At 73.0% G+C, this 15,167-nt stretch carries 14 protein-coding genes; 6 read left to right on the top strand and 8 right to left on the bottom strand.

The annotated features are described in order from the left end of the window. Nucleotides 1–72: 72 nt before the first annotated feature. Genes ACZ6SQ_RS29990 through ACZ6SQ_RS30000 form a run of 3 tightly spaced genes read left to right on the top strand, consistent with a single transcriptional unit; the run spans nucleotide 73 to nucleotide 2,692 of the window. Nucleotides 73–1,275, top strand: coding sequence for an ABC transporter ATP-binding protein (locus tag ACZ6SQ_RS29990; protein ID WP_469567541.1), 1,203 nt, complete (start codon nucleotides 73–75; stop codon nucleotides 1,273–1,275). Further along, the gene (locus ACZ6SQ_RS29995) at nucleotides 1,272–2,021 is read left to right on the top strand and encodes an ABC transporter permease (protein ID WP_469567544.1); all 750 of its coding nucleotides are present in this window, start codon (nucleotides 1,272–1,274) and stop codon (nucleotides 2,019–2,021) included. The genes ACZ6SQ_RS29990 and ACZ6SQ_RS29995 overlap by 4 nt, the downstream gene beginning before the upstream one ends. Further along, nucleotides 2,018–2,692 carry an ABC transporter permease gene (locus ACZ6SQ_RS30000; RefSeq protein ID WP_469567547.1) on the top strand — a complete coding sequence of 225 codons (675 nt, stop codon included), beginning with the start codon at nucleotides 2,018–2,020 and terminating at the stop codon, nucleotides 2,690–2,692. The genes ACZ6SQ_RS29995 and ACZ6SQ_RS30000 overlap by 4 nt, the downstream gene beginning before the upstream one ends. Nucleotides 2,693–2,726: 34 nt before the next feature. Here the strand turns inward: ACZ6SQ_RS30000 and ACZ6SQ_RS30005 are convergent, their stop codons facing one another. From ACZ6SQ_RS30005 to ACZ6SQ_RS30020, 4 genes are read right to left on the bottom strand one after another with little or no spacing between them, the layout of a single operon-like run. After that, nucleotides 2,727–3,329, bottom strand: a complete 603-nt coding sequence (locus ACZ6SQ_RS30005) for a GTP-binding protein (RefSeq protein ID WP_469567549.1) — start codon at nucleotides 3,327–3,329, stop codon at nucleotides 2,727–2,729. Continuing rightward, nucleotides 3,316–3,756, bottom strand: a complete 441-nt coding sequence (locus tag ACZ6SQ_RS30010; RefSeq protein WP_469567551.1) for a DUF742 domain-containing protein — start codon at nucleotides 3,754–3,756, stop codon at nucleotides 3,316–3,318. Before ACZ6SQ_RS30010 ends, ACZ6SQ_RS30005 begins: the two co-directional genes overlap by 14 nt. Nucleotides 3,757–3,779: 23 nt before the next feature. Continuing rightward, nucleotides 3,780–4,256 (bottom strand): roadblock/LC7 domain-containing protein, encoded by a 477-nt coding sequence (locus tag ACZ6SQ_RS30015; RefSeq protein WP_469567553.1) that lies wholly within the window; start codon nucleotides 4,254–4,256, stop codon nucleotides 3,780–3,782. Beyond that, nucleotides 4,253–6,817 (bottom strand): sensor histidine kinase, encoded by a 2,565-nt coding sequence (locus ACZ6SQ_RS30020; protein ID WP_469567555.1) that lies wholly within the window; start codon nucleotides 6,815–6,817, stop codon nucleotides 4,253–4,255. The genes ACZ6SQ_RS30015 and ACZ6SQ_RS30020 overlap by 4 nt, the downstream gene beginning before the upstream one ends. Before the next feature lie 339 nt (nucleotides 6,818–7,156). Here ACZ6SQ_RS30020 and ACZ6SQ_RS30025 point away from each other — a divergent pair, with 339 nt between their 5' ends. Continuing rightward, on the top strand, nucleotides 7,157–8,110 hold the full coding sequence (locus tag ACZ6SQ_RS30025) for an ABC transporter substrate-binding protein (protein WP_469567557.1): 954 nt from the start codon (nucleotides 7,157–7,159) through the stop codon (nucleotides 8,108–8,110). A 70-nt stretch (nucleotides 8,111–8,180) separates the two neighbouring features. On the opposite strand, the gene ACZ6SQ_RS30030 is transcribed toward ACZ6SQ_RS30025, so the two are convergent. Together ACZ6SQ_RS30030 and ACZ6SQ_RS30035 are read right to left on the bottom strand one after the other, a co-directional pair. Beyond that, a complete protein-coding gene (locus tag ACZ6SQ_RS30030) occupies nucleotides 8,181–8,588 on the bottom strand; it encodes a DUF6114 domain-containing protein (RefSeq protein WP_469567651.1) in 408 nt (135 codons plus the stop codon). A gap of 70 nt (nucleotides 8,589–8,658) precedes the next feature. Continuing rightward, nucleotides 8,659–9,357 (bottom strand): DUF6230 family protein, encoded by a 699-nt coding sequence (locus ACZ6SQ_RS30035; protein ID WP_469567559.1) that lies wholly within the window; start codon nucleotides 9,355–9,357, stop codon nucleotides 8,659–8,661. Between the two features lie 362 nt (nucleotides 9,358–9,719). Here ACZ6SQ_RS30035 and ACZ6SQ_RS30040 point away from each other — a divergent pair, with 362 nt between their 5' ends. Continuing rightward, nucleotides 9,720–10,367 carry a Tat pathway signal sequence domain protein gene (locus ACZ6SQ_RS30040; protein ID WP_469567561.1) on the top strand — a complete coding sequence of 216 codons (648 nt, stop codon included), beginning with the start codon at nucleotides 9,720–9,722 and terminating at the stop codon, nucleotides 10,365–10,367. A gap of 18 nt (nucleotides 10,368–10,385) precedes the next feature. Here the strand turns inward: ACZ6SQ_RS30040 and ACZ6SQ_RS30045 are convergent, their stop codons facing one another. Next, entirely contained in the window at nucleotides 10,386–11,465 is a 1,080-nt protein-coding gene (locus ACZ6SQ_RS30045; protein WP_469567564.1) for a lytic polysaccharide monooxygenase, read from the bottom strand. 537 nt (nucleotides 11,466–12,002) lie between these two features. Between ACZ6SQ_RS30045 and ACZ6SQ_RS30050 the strand changes: the two genes are divergently transcribed. Beyond that, the gene (locus ACZ6SQ_RS30050; RefSeq protein ID WP_469567566.1) at nucleotides 12,003–13,808 is read left to right on the top strand and encodes a S8 family peptidase; all 1,806 of its coding nucleotides are present in this window, start codon (nucleotides 12,003–12,005) and stop codon (nucleotides 13,806–13,808) included. Between the two features lie 103 nt (nucleotides 13,809–13,911). Here ACZ6SQ_RS30050 and ACZ6SQ_RS30055 read toward each other — a convergent pair whose 3' ends face one another. Further along, on the bottom strand, nucleotides 13,912–15,159 hold the full coding sequence (locus ACZ6SQ_RS30055; RefSeq protein ID WP_469567568.1) for a cytochrome P450: 1,248 nt from the start codon (nucleotides 15,157–15,159) through the stop codon (nucleotides 13,912–13,914). Nucleotides 15,160–15,167 lie beyond the last annotated feature (8 nt).

Consider the following 15,167-nt stretch of genomic DNA (forward strand, 5'->3'; position numbering starts at 1 on the left):
CCCCGCAACACCCTCCGTCTAGACTTCCGGGCAGCGCCCCCCACCGCCCAACCACCGGAAGGCACCCCCGTCTTGATACGGATGGACGCAGTCACCAAGCGGTACCCGGACGGCACGGTGGCGGTCGACCGGCTCTCCCTGGAGATACCCGACCGCGCGGTCACCGTCCTCGTCGGCCCCTCCGGCTGCGGCAAGACGACGACCCTGCGCATGATCAACCGGATGGTCGAGCCGACCGAGGGCAGCATCCTCCTCGACGGCCAGGACATCCGGCAGCAGCCGGTCAACACCCTTCGCCGGTCCATGGGTTACGTCATCCAGAACGCCGGCCTCTTCCAGCACCGCACGATCCTCGACAACATCGCCACCGTCCCCCGTCTGCTGGGCTGGGGCCGGGCCAAGGCCCGGGACCGCGCCCGCGAACTCATGGAACGTGTCGGCCTGGACACCGCCCTGGCCCGCCGCTACCCCTACCAGCTCTCCGGAGGCCAGCAGCAACGCGTCGGCGTGGCAAGGGCGTTGGCCGCGGACCCGCCCGTGCTGCTGATGGACGAGCCGTTCTCCGCCGTCGACCCCGTGGTGCGCAAGCAGCTCCAGGACGAACTCCTGCGTCTCCAGGCGGAACTGGGCAAGACGATCGTCTTCGTCACCCATGACATCGACGAGGCGGTGAAGCTCGGCACCATGGTCGCCGTGCTGCGTACCGGCGGCCGCCTGGCCCAGTTCGCGCCGCCCGCGGAGCTGCTCTCGCAGCCCGCCGACGCATTCGTCGAGGACTTCCTCGGCGCCGACCGCGGCATCCGCCGGCTGTCCTTCTTCGGCTCCGCCGGACTGGAGCTGCTCTCCGCCCCGGTCGTGGCCGTCGACTCCACCGCCGAGCAGCTCGCCGCCCGCGCCACCGGGGAGTTCCCCTACCTGCTCGTCACCGACCTGGACGGCAGGCCGCTCGGCTGGAGCGAGCCCGGCGACCTGGCCGCCGGGGAGATCGACCCCGCGCGACTCCTGTCGTACGGGCGGCCGTTCGTCTCCGGCGAGGACTCGCTGCGGGCGGCCCTGGACTGTGCCGTGCTCTCGCCGACGGGCTGGGCGGTGGCCGTGGACGCGGAGGGGCGGGCCGTGGGGGTCGTCTCGCAGACGGTGATCGGGGAGGCCATCCGGGGCGCCCACGCCGCGGGCCGCCCGGGACCGGCGGGCGCCGGCGTCCCCCTGAGCCGGTCCGGGGAAACGAGCGCTTCCGGCAAGGCGGCCCACGCCGACGCCGAGGCCGCCCGGTGAACCGCTTCTTCGACATCCCCAGCGACCTCCAGCACAGCTGGGCCGGCCTGATCGGGCTGCATCTGCGCGAGGCGCTGCTGCCCGTCCTCGCCGGACTGCTGCTCGCCCTGCCGCTGGCCCAGCTGTGCGTACGGCTGCGGTGGTTGTACCCGCCCGTACTGGCCGTGACGACCGTGCTCTACGCCATCCCGTCGCTGGCGTTCTTCGTCGTCCTCATCGACTACACCGGCCAGACCGAGCTGACGGTGATGATCCCGCTCACCGTCTACACCCTCGTCGTGCTCGTCCCCGCGATCGTCGACGGTGTGCGCTCGGTGCCGCCGGAGACCCTCGCCGCCGCGCGGGCCATGGGCTTCGGACCCCTGCGCCGTTACGCGCAGGTGCAGTTGCCGATCGCCGTGCCCGCGATCATCGCCGGGCTGCGGGTGGCGACCGTCTCCAGCATCTCCCTGGTCAGCGTCGGCATGCTCATCGGCAACCAGGGCGCCCTCGGCAACCTGCTGCACGACGCCGCCATCTACAACCGGCCGGAGCTCGCCTGGAACGCCGTGCTCACCATGGCCGTCCTCGCGGTCCTGATCGACGCGCTGCTGGTCGGCGTACGGCTGCTGCTGACCCCCTGGATGCCGCGAGGCACCGCCTCCGGGAGAGGCACCGCCTCCGAGCGAGGCACCACATCCGGGGGAGACACCACGTCCAAGGGAGGCGCCACCCGCAGGCCGCCCGTGAAGGAGGACGCCCCGTGAGCATTCTCGACTTCGCGAACGCCTTCTTCGGCGACGGCACCCACTGGCACGGCTACGACGGCATCCCCACACGCGTGGCCGAGCACGTCGGCTACACCCTGGAGGCCCTCGGCCTCTCCGCCGCGATCGGCCTGCCGGTCGGCCTGGTCACCGGCCACTACGGCCGCGGCGGCAACGTCCTCGCCCTGATCGCCACCGCCGGGCGCGCCCTGCCCACCTTCGGTCTGCTGGTGCTGCTGACCATGCTGCTGGGCTTCGGCATGGCTCCGGTGATGATCCCGCTGGTCGTCCTCGCCGTACCGCCGATCCTGGTCACCACGTACGAGGCCGTGCGCTCGGTCGACCCGTCCCCGGTGGACGCGGCCCGCGGCATGGGCATGCGCGAGACGGACATCATGCTCCGGGTGGAACTGCCCCAGAGCCTGCCGCTGATCCTCGGCGGGCTGCGCACGGCGGCCGTGCAGATCGTGTCGACGGCCACCATCGCGGCGTACGTCGGCTTCGGCGGCCTCGGGCGGTACATCATCGACGGCCTCTACCAGCGCGACTACGAGAAGGTGGTCGGCGGCGCCACCCTGGTCGCGGGCCTGGCCCTGGTGACCCTGGCGGTGTTCTGGGCGGCCGGCCGGCTGACGGTCTCGGCGGGGGTGCGGCGAAGCGCCCAGGCGTGACCGGGAGGGCGGGGCCGCCCCTGCGCGGGGACGGTCACGGCCGCGCCTCCTGCCGGGCCAGGGCCAGTTCCAGCACCTCCAGCAGCGCGTCCCGCACGGAGCCGCGCTCGCGGGCGTCGAACACCACGACCGGGACGCCCGCGGAGACGTCGAGAGCCCAGCGGACCTCGTCCAGGGCGTGCTCGACCTGCCCGTCGAAGGCGTTGACGCCGACCGCGAAGGGGATGCCGCGGTGCTCGAAGTAGTCCACGGCCGCGTAGCAGTCGTCCAGACGGCGGGTGTCGACGACGACCAGCGCGCCGACCGCTCCCTCGACGATGTCGTCCCACATGAAGCCGAACCGTTCCTGCCCGGGAGTGCCGAACAGATACAGCGTCAGCGTGGGGTCGACGGTGATCCGGCCGAAGTCCATCGCGACGGTCGTCGTGGTCTTGCGCGGGGTGTGGGACAGGTCGTCCACGCCCGCCGCCACCTCGGTGATCGACGCCTCGGTGGTCAGCGGCTCGATCTCGGAGATCGAGCCGACGGCGGTGGTCTTGCCCACCCCGAAGCCGCCCGCGATCACCAGTTTCACCGGCAGCGGCGGGCGCTCGGCGGCCCCCTCGGCGGCGCCGCCGGACTGCTCAGTCGGAGTCACGCAGTACCCCTCGGGAGTCGGGGATGGCGCGCAGGCCCTCGATGACCCTGCGCAGGACGGACGAGTCGTGGACGGCGGCCGTGTCGGGCAGATGCACCGTCAGCTGGCCCGCCGTACGCAGGTCCTCGGCCAGGACGCGGACGACGTTCAGATGCAGCCGCAGCCGTGCCGCGATCTCCGCGATCGACTGCGGCCGCCGGCACGCGGCCACGATGTCGTGCCGCTCGAACGACAGCCGGTCCAGCGCGGCGAGTCCCTCGGCGGTGGCCACCACCTGGGTCTCGACGGGCATCGGCCGCCCCTCGGCGTCGGGCGCGACCCGGCCCGCGGTGACCAGGAACGGCCGGACGGCGGCGACCGGCCCGACCGGCTCGGGCGGGACCTCCCCCGCCCGGGGCCCGCCCGGGGTGCCGTCGTCCGCCGCCATGGTGATGCAGGTCCTCTCGGCCGTCAGCCGGACTGCGTGACGCCGACGCTGTTCTTCAGCTCCAGCACGAGCTGCGGACTGAGCGCGGCCCCGGCGCGGTTGGCGAACAGGGTCATCTCGTACGCGATGTTGCCGAGCTTGGCCCCCTTGTCGGCGACCACGCCGAGCACGGCGCCGGCGCCGATCGCGGAGACCAGCACATGACCGCCCTCCAGGTCGATGATGACCTTGTTCAGGGCGCCCAGGCCGTAGTTGCCGGACGCGCCGGCCGCGAGGCTGGTCAATCCGGAGACGATCGCCGCGAGCCGCTCGGAGTGGGCGCGTTCGCGCAACTGGGCCACCGCGATGAGCAGCCCGTCCGAGGACACGGCGATCGCGTCGACCACGCCCGCGGTCTCCGTCGCGAAACGGTTGAGCAGCCAGGTGAAGTCCGCCGCGGCCGCCCGCAGATCCTCGGGCCCGGCCCCTTCGGCCGGGGTGTCGTCTGTCGACGTGCTCACTGCTCCGCTCCTTCCGCGGGGGTGTCTGCGGGGTTGTGCCGCTCTGTGCCGTGCCGCTGTGTGCCGTGCCGTTCGTCGTCGGGCCGGTTCCCGGCGTCGCCGGGGCGCTCGCCGTCCTGTGCGCCGTCGCCGTCCCGTGCGCTGTCGTGGTGGGCGCGTGCCACCGCCGCCTCGAACTCCTCCAGCTCGCTGCGTACGGCGTCCGCGTCGGCGGGGGACGCCGCCCTGGCCGTGGCGGGCCGGCCGGTGTCCGGGGCGGTCGTCCCGAGGGTCGCGCCCCGGACCCGGCGGCGCAGGGGACGGCCGGAGGCGCGGCTGTCCGGGGTGCCCCCGACGGGGTCCGGACGCGGCTCGGTGCGGGCCCTGGGGACGAGCGGGGTCCCCTCCGGGGCCGGGCGGCGCGGGACGCGGCGGGGGAGCGGCGGCTGGGCCGACGGGTCGCCCGGGGGCGACGGGTCCTCGCGCACGGCCGCGGTCTCCCGTGGAATGCCGGCAGATGCGTCCGGGGCCTCCCGCGGGCCGTCGCCGTCCGTCACCGTCGCCGGACGGGGCCCGGGCGCGGGACCGGCCGCCGCCGCCCCGGCGGCCACCGCGGGCGCCGGGCCGGGTACGGGTGCCGCGGCCGGTCCGGTCGACGCCAGCAGCGACGCCGGTACGGTCACCTCGGCCGTGACCCCGCCGCCCCGGGTGCGCGACAGCAGGACCCCGATGCCCCAGCGGCGCGCCAGCGCGCCGACCACGAACAGGCCGAGCACCCGCGTGGGCACGAGGTCCAGCCGCTCACGCCGTACGAGACGGGCGTTCTCCTCGGCGAGGCGGTCGCGGCTCAGGCCCAGCCCGTGGTCGGTGACGGTGACCGTCGCCCCGTCCGCCCCGGCCACGACGGTCACCTCGACCGGTGTGTCCGCGGGGGAGAACTGCACGGCGTTGTCGAGGAGTTCGGCGACCATCAGGGTCAGGTCGCTCGTCACGTCGGGGACCAGCCGCGCCTCGGTCCCGGCGTGCAGTTCGACGCGCTGATAGCCCTCGATCTGGCCGAGAGCCGCGCGGACGACGGTGGTGAGTTCGGTCGGACCGGCGTTCAGCAGCGTCTCGCGCAGGCCGGCCAGCAGGATCAGGCTGTCGGCGTTGCGGCGCAGCCGGACCGCGATGTGGTCGATGCGGTAGAGGCGTTCGAGCAGCGCGGGGTCGGTCTCGCCGCGCTCGACGGCGTCGATCAGGGCGAGCTGGCGGGTGGTGAGGTTGCTGACGCGGCGGCCCACGTGGCCGAACATCTCGGCGACGTTGCGGCGGCTGAGCACCTGCCGCTCCAGCAGCGCGGCCGCGGTGGTCTGCACCCGGTTGAAGGCCTCCGCGAGCTCCCCGATCTCGTCCCGGGCCGTGACCGGCATCGCGCGCAGCCGGGGCGGGCCGTCGTCCTCGGTGTCGTCGTCGGCGACCCGGGCCAGCTCGCGCCCGGCGACCTCGGCCACCTCCCGCGCGGCCCCGGTGAGCGCTTGCACGGGCCGTACGACGGAGCGGCGCACCACGACCGACAGGGCCAGCCACGCGGCACAGCCGAACAGGGCGAGACCCAGCAGCAGTCCGGCGCGCAGCTGGGCGTCGGCGGAGGCGCCGTCGGCGCGGTCGGCGATCTCGCCGATCAGCGAGGTGGTGACGGCGAGCCGGATGCCGGCCTGGGCGCGGTAGTCGGGGTAGTCGGCCAGGGCCTGCCGGAACGCGGCCCGCACCTCCGCCAGATCGCCGGCCTGGAGGCCGCTGGGGTCGATCCGCAGCTCGGCGTACCGCTGGGCGATGGCGGCCTGCGCGGTGTTGTGCTCGACCGTGCGCAGCCGCTCGGCCTGCTCCTCGGTGGCCAGCCGGGTGAACCGCTCGGCCTGGTAGGTGTACTGCTCGTAGGAGCCGACCGCGCCGAGCAGCTGGATCAGCGCGTTGGAGTCGCGGGTGCCCGCGGCGAACACCCCGGTCTCGAAGGCGCCGTGGGCGGCCCCGGCGCGCAGCAGCGAGTCCAGCAGGCCGCCGGTGAAGGTGGCGGCGAGCACGGAGTCGCGGCTCAGGCCGAGCCCGTCGATCAGCCCCTGCGCGGCGCCCGCGTACGCCGGGTCGATGTTCTCGGCGGGCAGGTAGCCCCGCTCGACGGTGTCGCGCAACCCGTCCAGGGCCTCGACCTCGAGCAGGGCCTGGGACTCGGTCAGCGGCAGCCGGCCGCCGAAGGTCCGGCGCACCTCGTCGAGCTGCCGGTCGACGACGGCCTGGGCCTCGCGGTAGGCGGCGGTGGAGGGCCGGGCGACGCCCTCGGCGGCCTCGTGCCGCACCGACAGCAGGATCGCCTGCTGGTGCTCCGCCTCCAGCCGGTCCACCAGCCGGGCGACCTGGGTGCTGTCGCGCACCAGCCGGGCCGCCTCCCGTGCCCGCCGCGACTCCTGGAGCAGATCGGTGACGAGATACGTCAGCAGCAGGGCGATGACCGCGAGCGGGACGCCGAGCAGGACGTTGAGTTTGCGGCGGAACGGCCACCGGTCGGCGAAGCCGCGCAGAACGCTCCGCTCGTTCGGGGACACGGCGCCTCCTTCGGGGCGTGTCGGGGCACGGCGAGGCCCGAGGGGCAGCTGTGGTCCATGCCAACTTCCGGGAGGGTACCGCCATTTGACGGGCCGGATCGGTCGAGTCCCATCAAGAGTCCGTTACAACCAGCCATCGTGCGATGACGTTTCGTTCATCCCTCAATCACAACTGGTCACTCTTCGAAGCCAGATGGTGATCTGGACGCTCTTGACTCACCGAGAAGCCGCTGGATTGGATCGATGGGGGTGCGCGGGCCGCACCCCGCACACCCGTCGTGAACACCCAGATCTGCCCATCGAACTTCCGAGCCCGGAACGGGAATTGTGACTGCAATCGTGAAGAGCAGCTGGACCAGTCCGAGACGCCGCGGTGCGGCCGCCGCCCTGTTCGCCGTGACGGCGGTGCTCGTCGCGGGCTGTGGCTCGTCCGACGACGGCACCGACGACAACCCGCTCGCCGGCGGGGACAAGCCCGCCGGTGACACCGTCGTCGTCGGCTCCAACAACTTCGCCGAGAGCACCCTGCTCGCCGACATCTACGGCGAGGCCCTGAAGGCCAAGGGCATCAAGGTCACCTACAAGCCCAACATCGGCAGCCGCGAGACCACGTACGGCCTGCTCAAGAACGGCACGATCACCGTGCTGCCCGAGTACAACGGCTCGCTGCTGGCCTATCTCGACCCCAAGGCCGCGCAGGAGTCCGCGGAGGCGGTGAACTCCGCGGCCCAGGCCGAGCTGGACCCCAGGCTGACGCTGCTGGAGTCCTCGCCCGCGGAGGACAAGGACTCGGTGTCGCTGAACGCCGAGACCGCGAAGAAGTACGGCCTGACCGCGGAGTCCTCGCTCGCCGACCTCAAGGAGGCCGCGCCCGAGCTGGTCATCGGCGGGTCCCCGGAGTTCCAGACCCGTCACCAGGGCCTGGTCGGCCTGGAGTCCGAGTACGGCCTGAAGTTCAAGTCCTTCAAGGCGCTGGACGCCGGTGGCCCGCTCACCCAGGCGGCGCTGAAGAAGAACGCCGTGCAGGCCGCGGACATCTTCACCACCGACCCGACCATCACCAAGGAGAAGTTCGTCGTCCTGAAGGACCCGAAGAACCTCTTCGGGTTCGCCAACGTCACGCCGCTGGTCTACAAGAGCGGTCTGTCCGAGGAGGGCGTCGCCGCGCTCAACGCGGTCTCCGCCAAGCTCGACACCGCGACGCTGCTCGAACTGGACTCCCAGGTGCAGCTGGAGAACAAGGACCCGCTGGACGTGGCCAAGGCCTGGCTGAAGTCGGCCGGCCTCGGCTGATCCCGCCCGCCGGACGGACGGGGGCCGCGGGGAGCGAGGTGCGCACACCTCTCCCCGCGGCCCCTTCCGCTCAGCGCACGGCGGCGGCCGCGCGGCGACGGCGCCCGCGACCGCGGCGCGGTTCCTGGTCGGGCAGCCAGCCGAAGGCCAGACAGCTGCCGGTGGCCCCGAGGAGCATTCCCAGCAGGAAGCCGCCCAGGTTCGAGGTGACCCAGGTGCCCAGCGACAGCAGCAGGCCGGTCAGCGAGTAGAACAGGCGCTGGGCCGGGCTGAACAGGATCAGCAGCCCGCACAGCACCATCAGCACCGGCAGCAGATACCCGGCGAGTCCCTGCATCCCGACATGCAGCACGACCTCGAACGACGCCTTCATGGTCAGCAGGATCTCCGCCCCGGCCAGTGCCAGCAGCAGCCCGCCCCAGAAGGGCCGGGTACCCCGCCAGCGGCGGAAGGCGGCCCTGGGACCCTTCCGACGGATCTCGGCGGCGTCGCGACGCCCGGCCTGCACGGCCCTCGGCCCACCGCCCCGACGTTCGCCGGTCACCGGCTCAGCAACCCGAGTCGCTGAAACGGAGGTTCAGGCCGGGCAGCCTGAACACGGCCGCCGTGGTGGCGTAGTTGGTCTGCCGCAGACCGGTGATGCGCACGGAGTCGGCCTGCTGGCTGAACACGCCGATCGGCCCCTGCACCCCTCCCTTGGTCAGGGTGCTGGCGTCGTTGCCGATCTCGATGCCGCGGAAGTCGGCGTCGCCCGACAGCTGGGTCGAGTCGGTCGCCAGATCGGTCGCGGTGACCTTCTCGGCGCCGCTGCCCGCCGTGATCAGCAGATTCGTACCGCCGAGGTCGACGCTCTGGCAGAGATCGGACAGCGTGGCGTTCTTGATCACGGAGGTGACGATCAGCACCTGGCCGCCGGTGTCGCCCGCGTTGGGGCTGCCCTCCGCCATGTTGTCCAGCCCGCCGAACTGTTCGAAGCCGGTGCCCCGCAGCTCGGTCGCGGTGACCGTGAAGGGCATGCCGGAGATCGCGAACTGCACGCCCAGCGCGCCCTGCGCGGTGAGGATCACCATGCCCGCGACGGCCGCGACCGCCGCCATGGCGGGTACGGCGGCCCGGCGCAACCGCACCCGGCCGCGTCTTTCCGTGCCCTGGACGGCCGGACTCGCGCCGGACGCCGCGGTGGAATCGCTTTCCGGTGGCTCCGGTGTGGGGCCGGAGTGCGGGGTGTGGTCCGAGGACGAGGCCATGACTGCTCCCGGTGCGGGTGAATGCGGGGTGTCTTCCGTGGCGCGGTGTCCTGGCGCGGACTACGGCCACGGCGGTACGCCCGCTCGCGACTCCCGGCGGCCGCAAGGGCTTTCTCGCGGTCCGCAGTGGCCGTACCAGGAAGTTACCGGCGGTTACTTGCGGGGGTCAATGGTGTCCGCGCATTTATTGACGGCCAGTCAGTTTGCCTTTACAGCATTGACTTTGACGGAGCGTCACCCACTTGCGGAATGCTCCGTCGCTCCGTCCGGATCCGTGGCGCCGGATCCGGCCCGTCCCCGCGGCACGGCCGCGTGCCCGGACCGGCACGGCCGCCACCCCCGTTCGGAGAAGAGGCACCCGCATGCGTACTCGCACCCTGTTCACGCTCGCCGCGGCCGTCGCCGCGCTCACCCTGCCCGCCGTCGCCCCGGCCGGCGCCGCCGACACACCCGTGCTGACCACCGGCGGGCTCGGCGGCACACCCGTCGCCGCCGGGGACGTCCTGACCGCCTCCCTGTCCTCCGGCACCGCCGCCACGTTCTACTCCAGCGCCACCGGCACCAGCGGGGTCCGCTGCACGGCCTCGCAGTTCTCGGCCACCGTCACGGGTAACCCGGCCGCGCCGGGCACCGCCACCGAGTCGCTCGCCGCGCACACCTTCGACAGCTGCACCAGCAACGTCACCGGGGTCACCGGAGTCACCGGCATCACCGTGGAGAACCTGCCCTACGACACCACGGTGACCTCCGCCGGAGTCGTCACGGTCACCCCGCCGAGCGGCTCCTCCGTCCGCACCACCGTCAGGCTGCGCACCCTGCTGGGCTCCGTCACCTGCGTCTACCAGGGCCCCGGCCTGACCGGCACCGCGAGCAACACCGACAACAGCATCGCCTTCGCCGCCCAGCCCTTCGGCAAGGTGTCCGGCTCGTCCCTCTGCTTCGCGAGCGCCTACTTCTCGGCGAAGTACGCCCCGGTGACCGCCGCGGGTGCGGTGGTGTTCGTCAACTGAGCCCCTTCCAGGGCTGGTTCACGCTCCGCGGCGCAGTCGCAGGGCGAGGGTGATGCCGCCGGTGAGCAGCAGTACACCGGCGGCACCGCCCGCCACCCAGGGGGCGGAGGGCCCGGACTCGGCCTGTGCGACGGGTGTCGCGTCGACCGGCCGGCGCGTGCTCACGTCCGCGGGGTCCTTCACCGTCCCGGAGCTTTCCTCCGCGGTCGCCGGCGTCCGGGCCGCGGGAGGCTCGGAGGCCCCGGGCGTCCTCGTCGCGGCGCCGGCCGGATTCTTCCCGGATCCTGCCTCGGACGCGCCCTCGGCCGCGGCTGTCGGCGTCGGCCTCGCCGGCTTCGCGGCCGACGTGAACTCCACGTCCGAGCAGGAGTAGTAGGTGTCCGGCGTGCTGCTGTTCCGCCACACCGTGTACAGCACATGCCGCCCGGTCCGGTCCGACGGCAGCGTCGCGCGCATCCGGTAGGCGCCGTCCGTCAGCGCCGGGTCGCGGACCTCGGCGAACGGCCGCTCCGGCAGGTCCGACCAGGTGAGCGGCCGCGTCGGGTCGTAACCGGGCTTCGTCAGAAAGAACTTGAAGGACCCGGCGTGCGGGATCGTCGAGGCGTACGACACCGTGATCGTGCCGCCCGGGTTGAGCCGGGTCGTCGGCCAGTCGGCGCGGGCCAGGTCCAGGCCCCGGTAGCCGGGCAGTCCCGCACTGCACAGCCGGCCGTCGGGGACGGTCTGCCGGTCCCGGCCGCCGACGTCCGGCAGCCGCAGGTTGTCCCACGCGGCGATGGGCCCGCCGTTCGCCGCGACCGCCGCCCGGCAGGCCGCCGAACCGGCGCGTGCGCCGCCGTCGGGCGAACAGGCCACCGTCCGTGAGACGGGGTCCGTCGGCGCGCCGTGCGCGTGCGCCGGGGCCGACCCGGCCAGGGCCAGCGCGGGAAGCAGCAGGGCGACGGCGGCACCGGCGCCCGCGCGGGCGAGGGGTCTGCCGGTGGTGCCGCCGGGGAGAGGGGCGGTCGCGGTGCCGGTGCGGGCGGGGGCCTTGCCGGGGGCGGCGCTGGTGGGGGCCGCGGCCGTGGGGGTGGCCGCGGTGGTGGGGGCGCCGGGCATGCGGGCCTCCTCCGGCTCGTCGGGCGTACGGGGTTCCGAGGGCAGTACGCAGAGCGCGGCCCCAGCGTTCAATACCGGGCGGAACGAGCGTGGCCCCGGCGCTCACTACCGGCCGGAACGAGGCGGCTCGAGCTCTCGGCGTCGGCCGGATGGGACGGCTGGAACATGGCCGCCGGGGAGGCCCACGTCGGCCGGATCGGGGCGTCGGACACCGGCCGAGGGTGAGGGCGCGCATCGCGCCGACGGCCCGCCGCGAACGCGCGCTCCAAGCCAGGACCAAAGGGTGCATCCCTGTTCAAGTGCCCTACGGCGAGGGTGGGTTTCCGGCCTGATCAAGGGTTTCCCCTGTACCCCTACCCACGTCCCGTTCCCTATCGTTCCAGCACAGCTGACCCACAGGTAACCCCCACGACGGGTCGGTGCACCACGCCTGGCCGGCCACCGCTTTTCGCTTTTCGAACAGCCCCCACCGCTTCGACGAAGAAGCGCTCGACCGCCGCTCCGCGTGCCCGGAGTACGGCCACGAAAGGCAAGCCCTTGCGTACTTCTCCCTCCACCCGCCGGAGACTCATATCCGCCGCCGCGGTGTCCGCGGCGCTCTTCACCGCCGCCACCGCGACGGTCGCCGTCGCCCAGGACGGCTCCGCTCCGGCCGCCTCCGCCGACCTCGCGGCCCGCACCGAGGCCGCCCCGGGCGCCCCCGCCGAGCGTCTGATCGTCGGCTACAAGTCCGGCGCCACCGAGGCCACCTCCAACAAGGCCGCCGAGGCCGACGCCGTCGCCAAGGGCAAGGAGGCGGGCGAGAGCCTCGACTTCCAGCGCCGCCTCGGCACCGGTGCCGCCCTGGTCGACCTCGGCGAGGACCTCACCCGCACGGACGTCGCCGACGTCATCGCCGAGTTCCAGGCCGATCCGCAGGTCGCCTACGTCGTCCCGGACCGCCTGAACAAGGCCAAGGCCGACCCGAACGACACCGACTACGCCAAGCAGTGGGACCTGTTCGAGGCCACCGCCGGCATGAACGTGCCGGGCGCCTGGACCACCACCACCGGCACCGGCGTCACCGTCGCCGTCATCGACACCGGCTACGTCACCCACTCCGACCTCGCCGCGAACATCGTCGGCGGCTACGACTTCATCTCCGACACCGCGGTGTCGGTGGACGGCAACGGCCGCGACTCCAACCCGGCCGACCCGGGCGACTGGTACAACGCGGGCGACTGCGGCACGGGCGTCCCGGCCAGCAACTCCTCCTGGCACGGCACCCACGTGGCCGGCACCATCGCCGCGGCCACCAACAACAGCAAGGGCATGGCGGGCATCGCCTACGGCGCCAAGATCTCCCCGCTCCGCGTGCTCGGCAAGTGCGGCGGCTACGACTCCGACATCATCGACGCCATCACCTGGGCGTCCGGCGGCACCGTCTCCGGCGTGCCCGCCAACACCAACGTCGCCAAGGTCATCAACATGAGCCTCGGCGGCGACGGCGCCTGCACCTCCGCCACCCAGTCGGCCATCACCGCGGCCGTGAACCGCGGCACCACGGTCGTCGTGGCCGCGGGCAACGACAACGACAACGTGGCGAACCACTCGCCGGGCAACTGCAACAACGTCATCTCGGTCGCGGCCACCAGCCGCACCGGCGCCAAGGCGAGCTACTCCAACTACGGCTCCCTGGTGGACATCTCGGCCCCCGGCGGCCAGACCAGCACCGGCACCGCGAACGGCATCTACTCCACGCTGAACTCCGGTACCAAGACGCCGTCCACCGAGTCCTACGCCTACTACCAGGGCACCAGCATGGCCACCCCGCACATCGCGGGCCTGGTCGCGCTGATGAAGTCGGCGAACTCCTCGCTCACCCCGGCCCAGATCGAGTCGGCCATCAAGACCAACGCCCGTGCGCTGCCCGGCTCCTGCACCGGCGGCTGCGGCGCCGGTCTGGCCGACGCCGCCAAGACCGTCCAGGCGGTCACCGGCGGCTCCGGCGGCACCGGCACCGTGTTCTCCAGCACCGGCTCGGTGGCCATCCCGGACGGCGGCTCGGCGATCGAGTCCCCGATCAGCGTCACCGGCCGTACCGGCAACGCCCCCTCCGCCCTCCAGGTCGGTGTGAACATCACCCACACCTACCGCGGTGACCTGGTCATCGACCTCGTCGCCCCGGACGGCTCGACGTACCGGCTGAAGTCCTCCAGCTCCTCGGACTCCGCGGACAACGTCAACACCACCTACACGGTGAACGCCTCCAGCGAGGTCGCCAACGGCACCTGGAAGCTGCGCGTCCAGGACGTCTACTCGGCGGACAGCGGCACGCTGAACAGCTGGAAGCTGACCTTCTGAGGTCACCCGGGCAGGCGGGCCGACCGGTGCGGATGGGCACCGGCGGGTCCGCCCCCCGTCCTCCTCTCCCGGGCCCGGGGTGGGGAGGGCGGGGATCACGGCGTCAAGTCACTGACAGGGGGAGTGACTTGACGCCGTTGATGAAGTTGGAGACCAGTCGTATGGGCCGCCCCGCAGTCCACTCTCCGGGCAGCTCCCGCAGCGCCTCCCGGTACAGCACCCGCAGCTGGAGCCGCGCGAAGTGCGCGCCCAGGCAGACGTGCGGACCGTCCCCGAAGGAGACATGGGGGTTCGGCGCCCGGGACAGGTCCAGCCGGTCGGGGTCGTCGAAGACCCGCTCGTCCCGGTTGGCGGAGGCGTGGAACACCACGACCTTGTCGCCCGCCCGGATGCTCCGCCCCGCCAGTTCCGTGTCCCGTACGGCCGTACGCCGGAAGGTGAGCACCGGCGGATGCCACCGCAGCAACTCGTCGACCGCCGTGCCCAGTTCATGCTTGCCCGCCCGCAACTCCCGCAGCGTGTCCGGGTGCTCGGCCAGTGCCAGCACTCCGCCCGGGGCGGCGCCGCGCACCGTGTCGTTCCCCGCGACGGTGAGCAGGAAGAAGAACATCTCCAGTTCCGCGTCGGCGAGTTCGCCGTCGTGCGCGAGCACGGTCATGACGTCGTCGGCGGGCCGCCGCCGTTTGAGCTCCGCGAGTTCCTGCGCGTAGGCGAACATGTCCCGCAGCATCGCGGGGGAGCGCGGATTCACCGGACGGCCCTGTCCGTCCAGCACCGGCGGCCCCGCCTCGTCCGGGTCCTGGTAGCCGATCACCCGCTGCGTCCAGTGCAGCAGCAGCCCGCGGTCGCTCTCCGGCACGCCGAGCAGGTCGGCCAGGTTGAGCAGGGCGTAGTCGTCGGTGACCGCGGCCACGACGTCGACCGTGCCGCCGTCCTCCCGCGCCCGCCGCAGTGCCCCCGCCCACAGTGTGCGAGCCCGCTCCTCCACCACCGCCGTGAACCGCTCGATCCGCCCCGGCGTGAAGGCCCGGCTGACCAGCCGCCGCAGCCTGCCGTGCCCGGGCGGGTCCTGGTTGAGCATCATCCGCCGGATGAACGGCAGATCCTCGGGATCGGGGTCCCGGATCTGGGTCGCGCCGACGTACGACGAGAACGACGCGGAGTCCTTGAGCACCCGCACCACGTCCGCGTGCCGGGTCACCGCCCAGAACCCCGTCCCGCCCGGCCACCCCGCCACCTCCGGCTCCTCCTGCCACACCACCGGACACCGCTCCCGCAGCACCCGGTAGTCCCCGTAAGGCACCCCGTCGCCGTACACCCGCGGATCGAACACATCAGGAACAGACCCCACCGACTCCC

Source organism: Streptomyces sp. NPDC048600 (assembly GCF_055587025.1).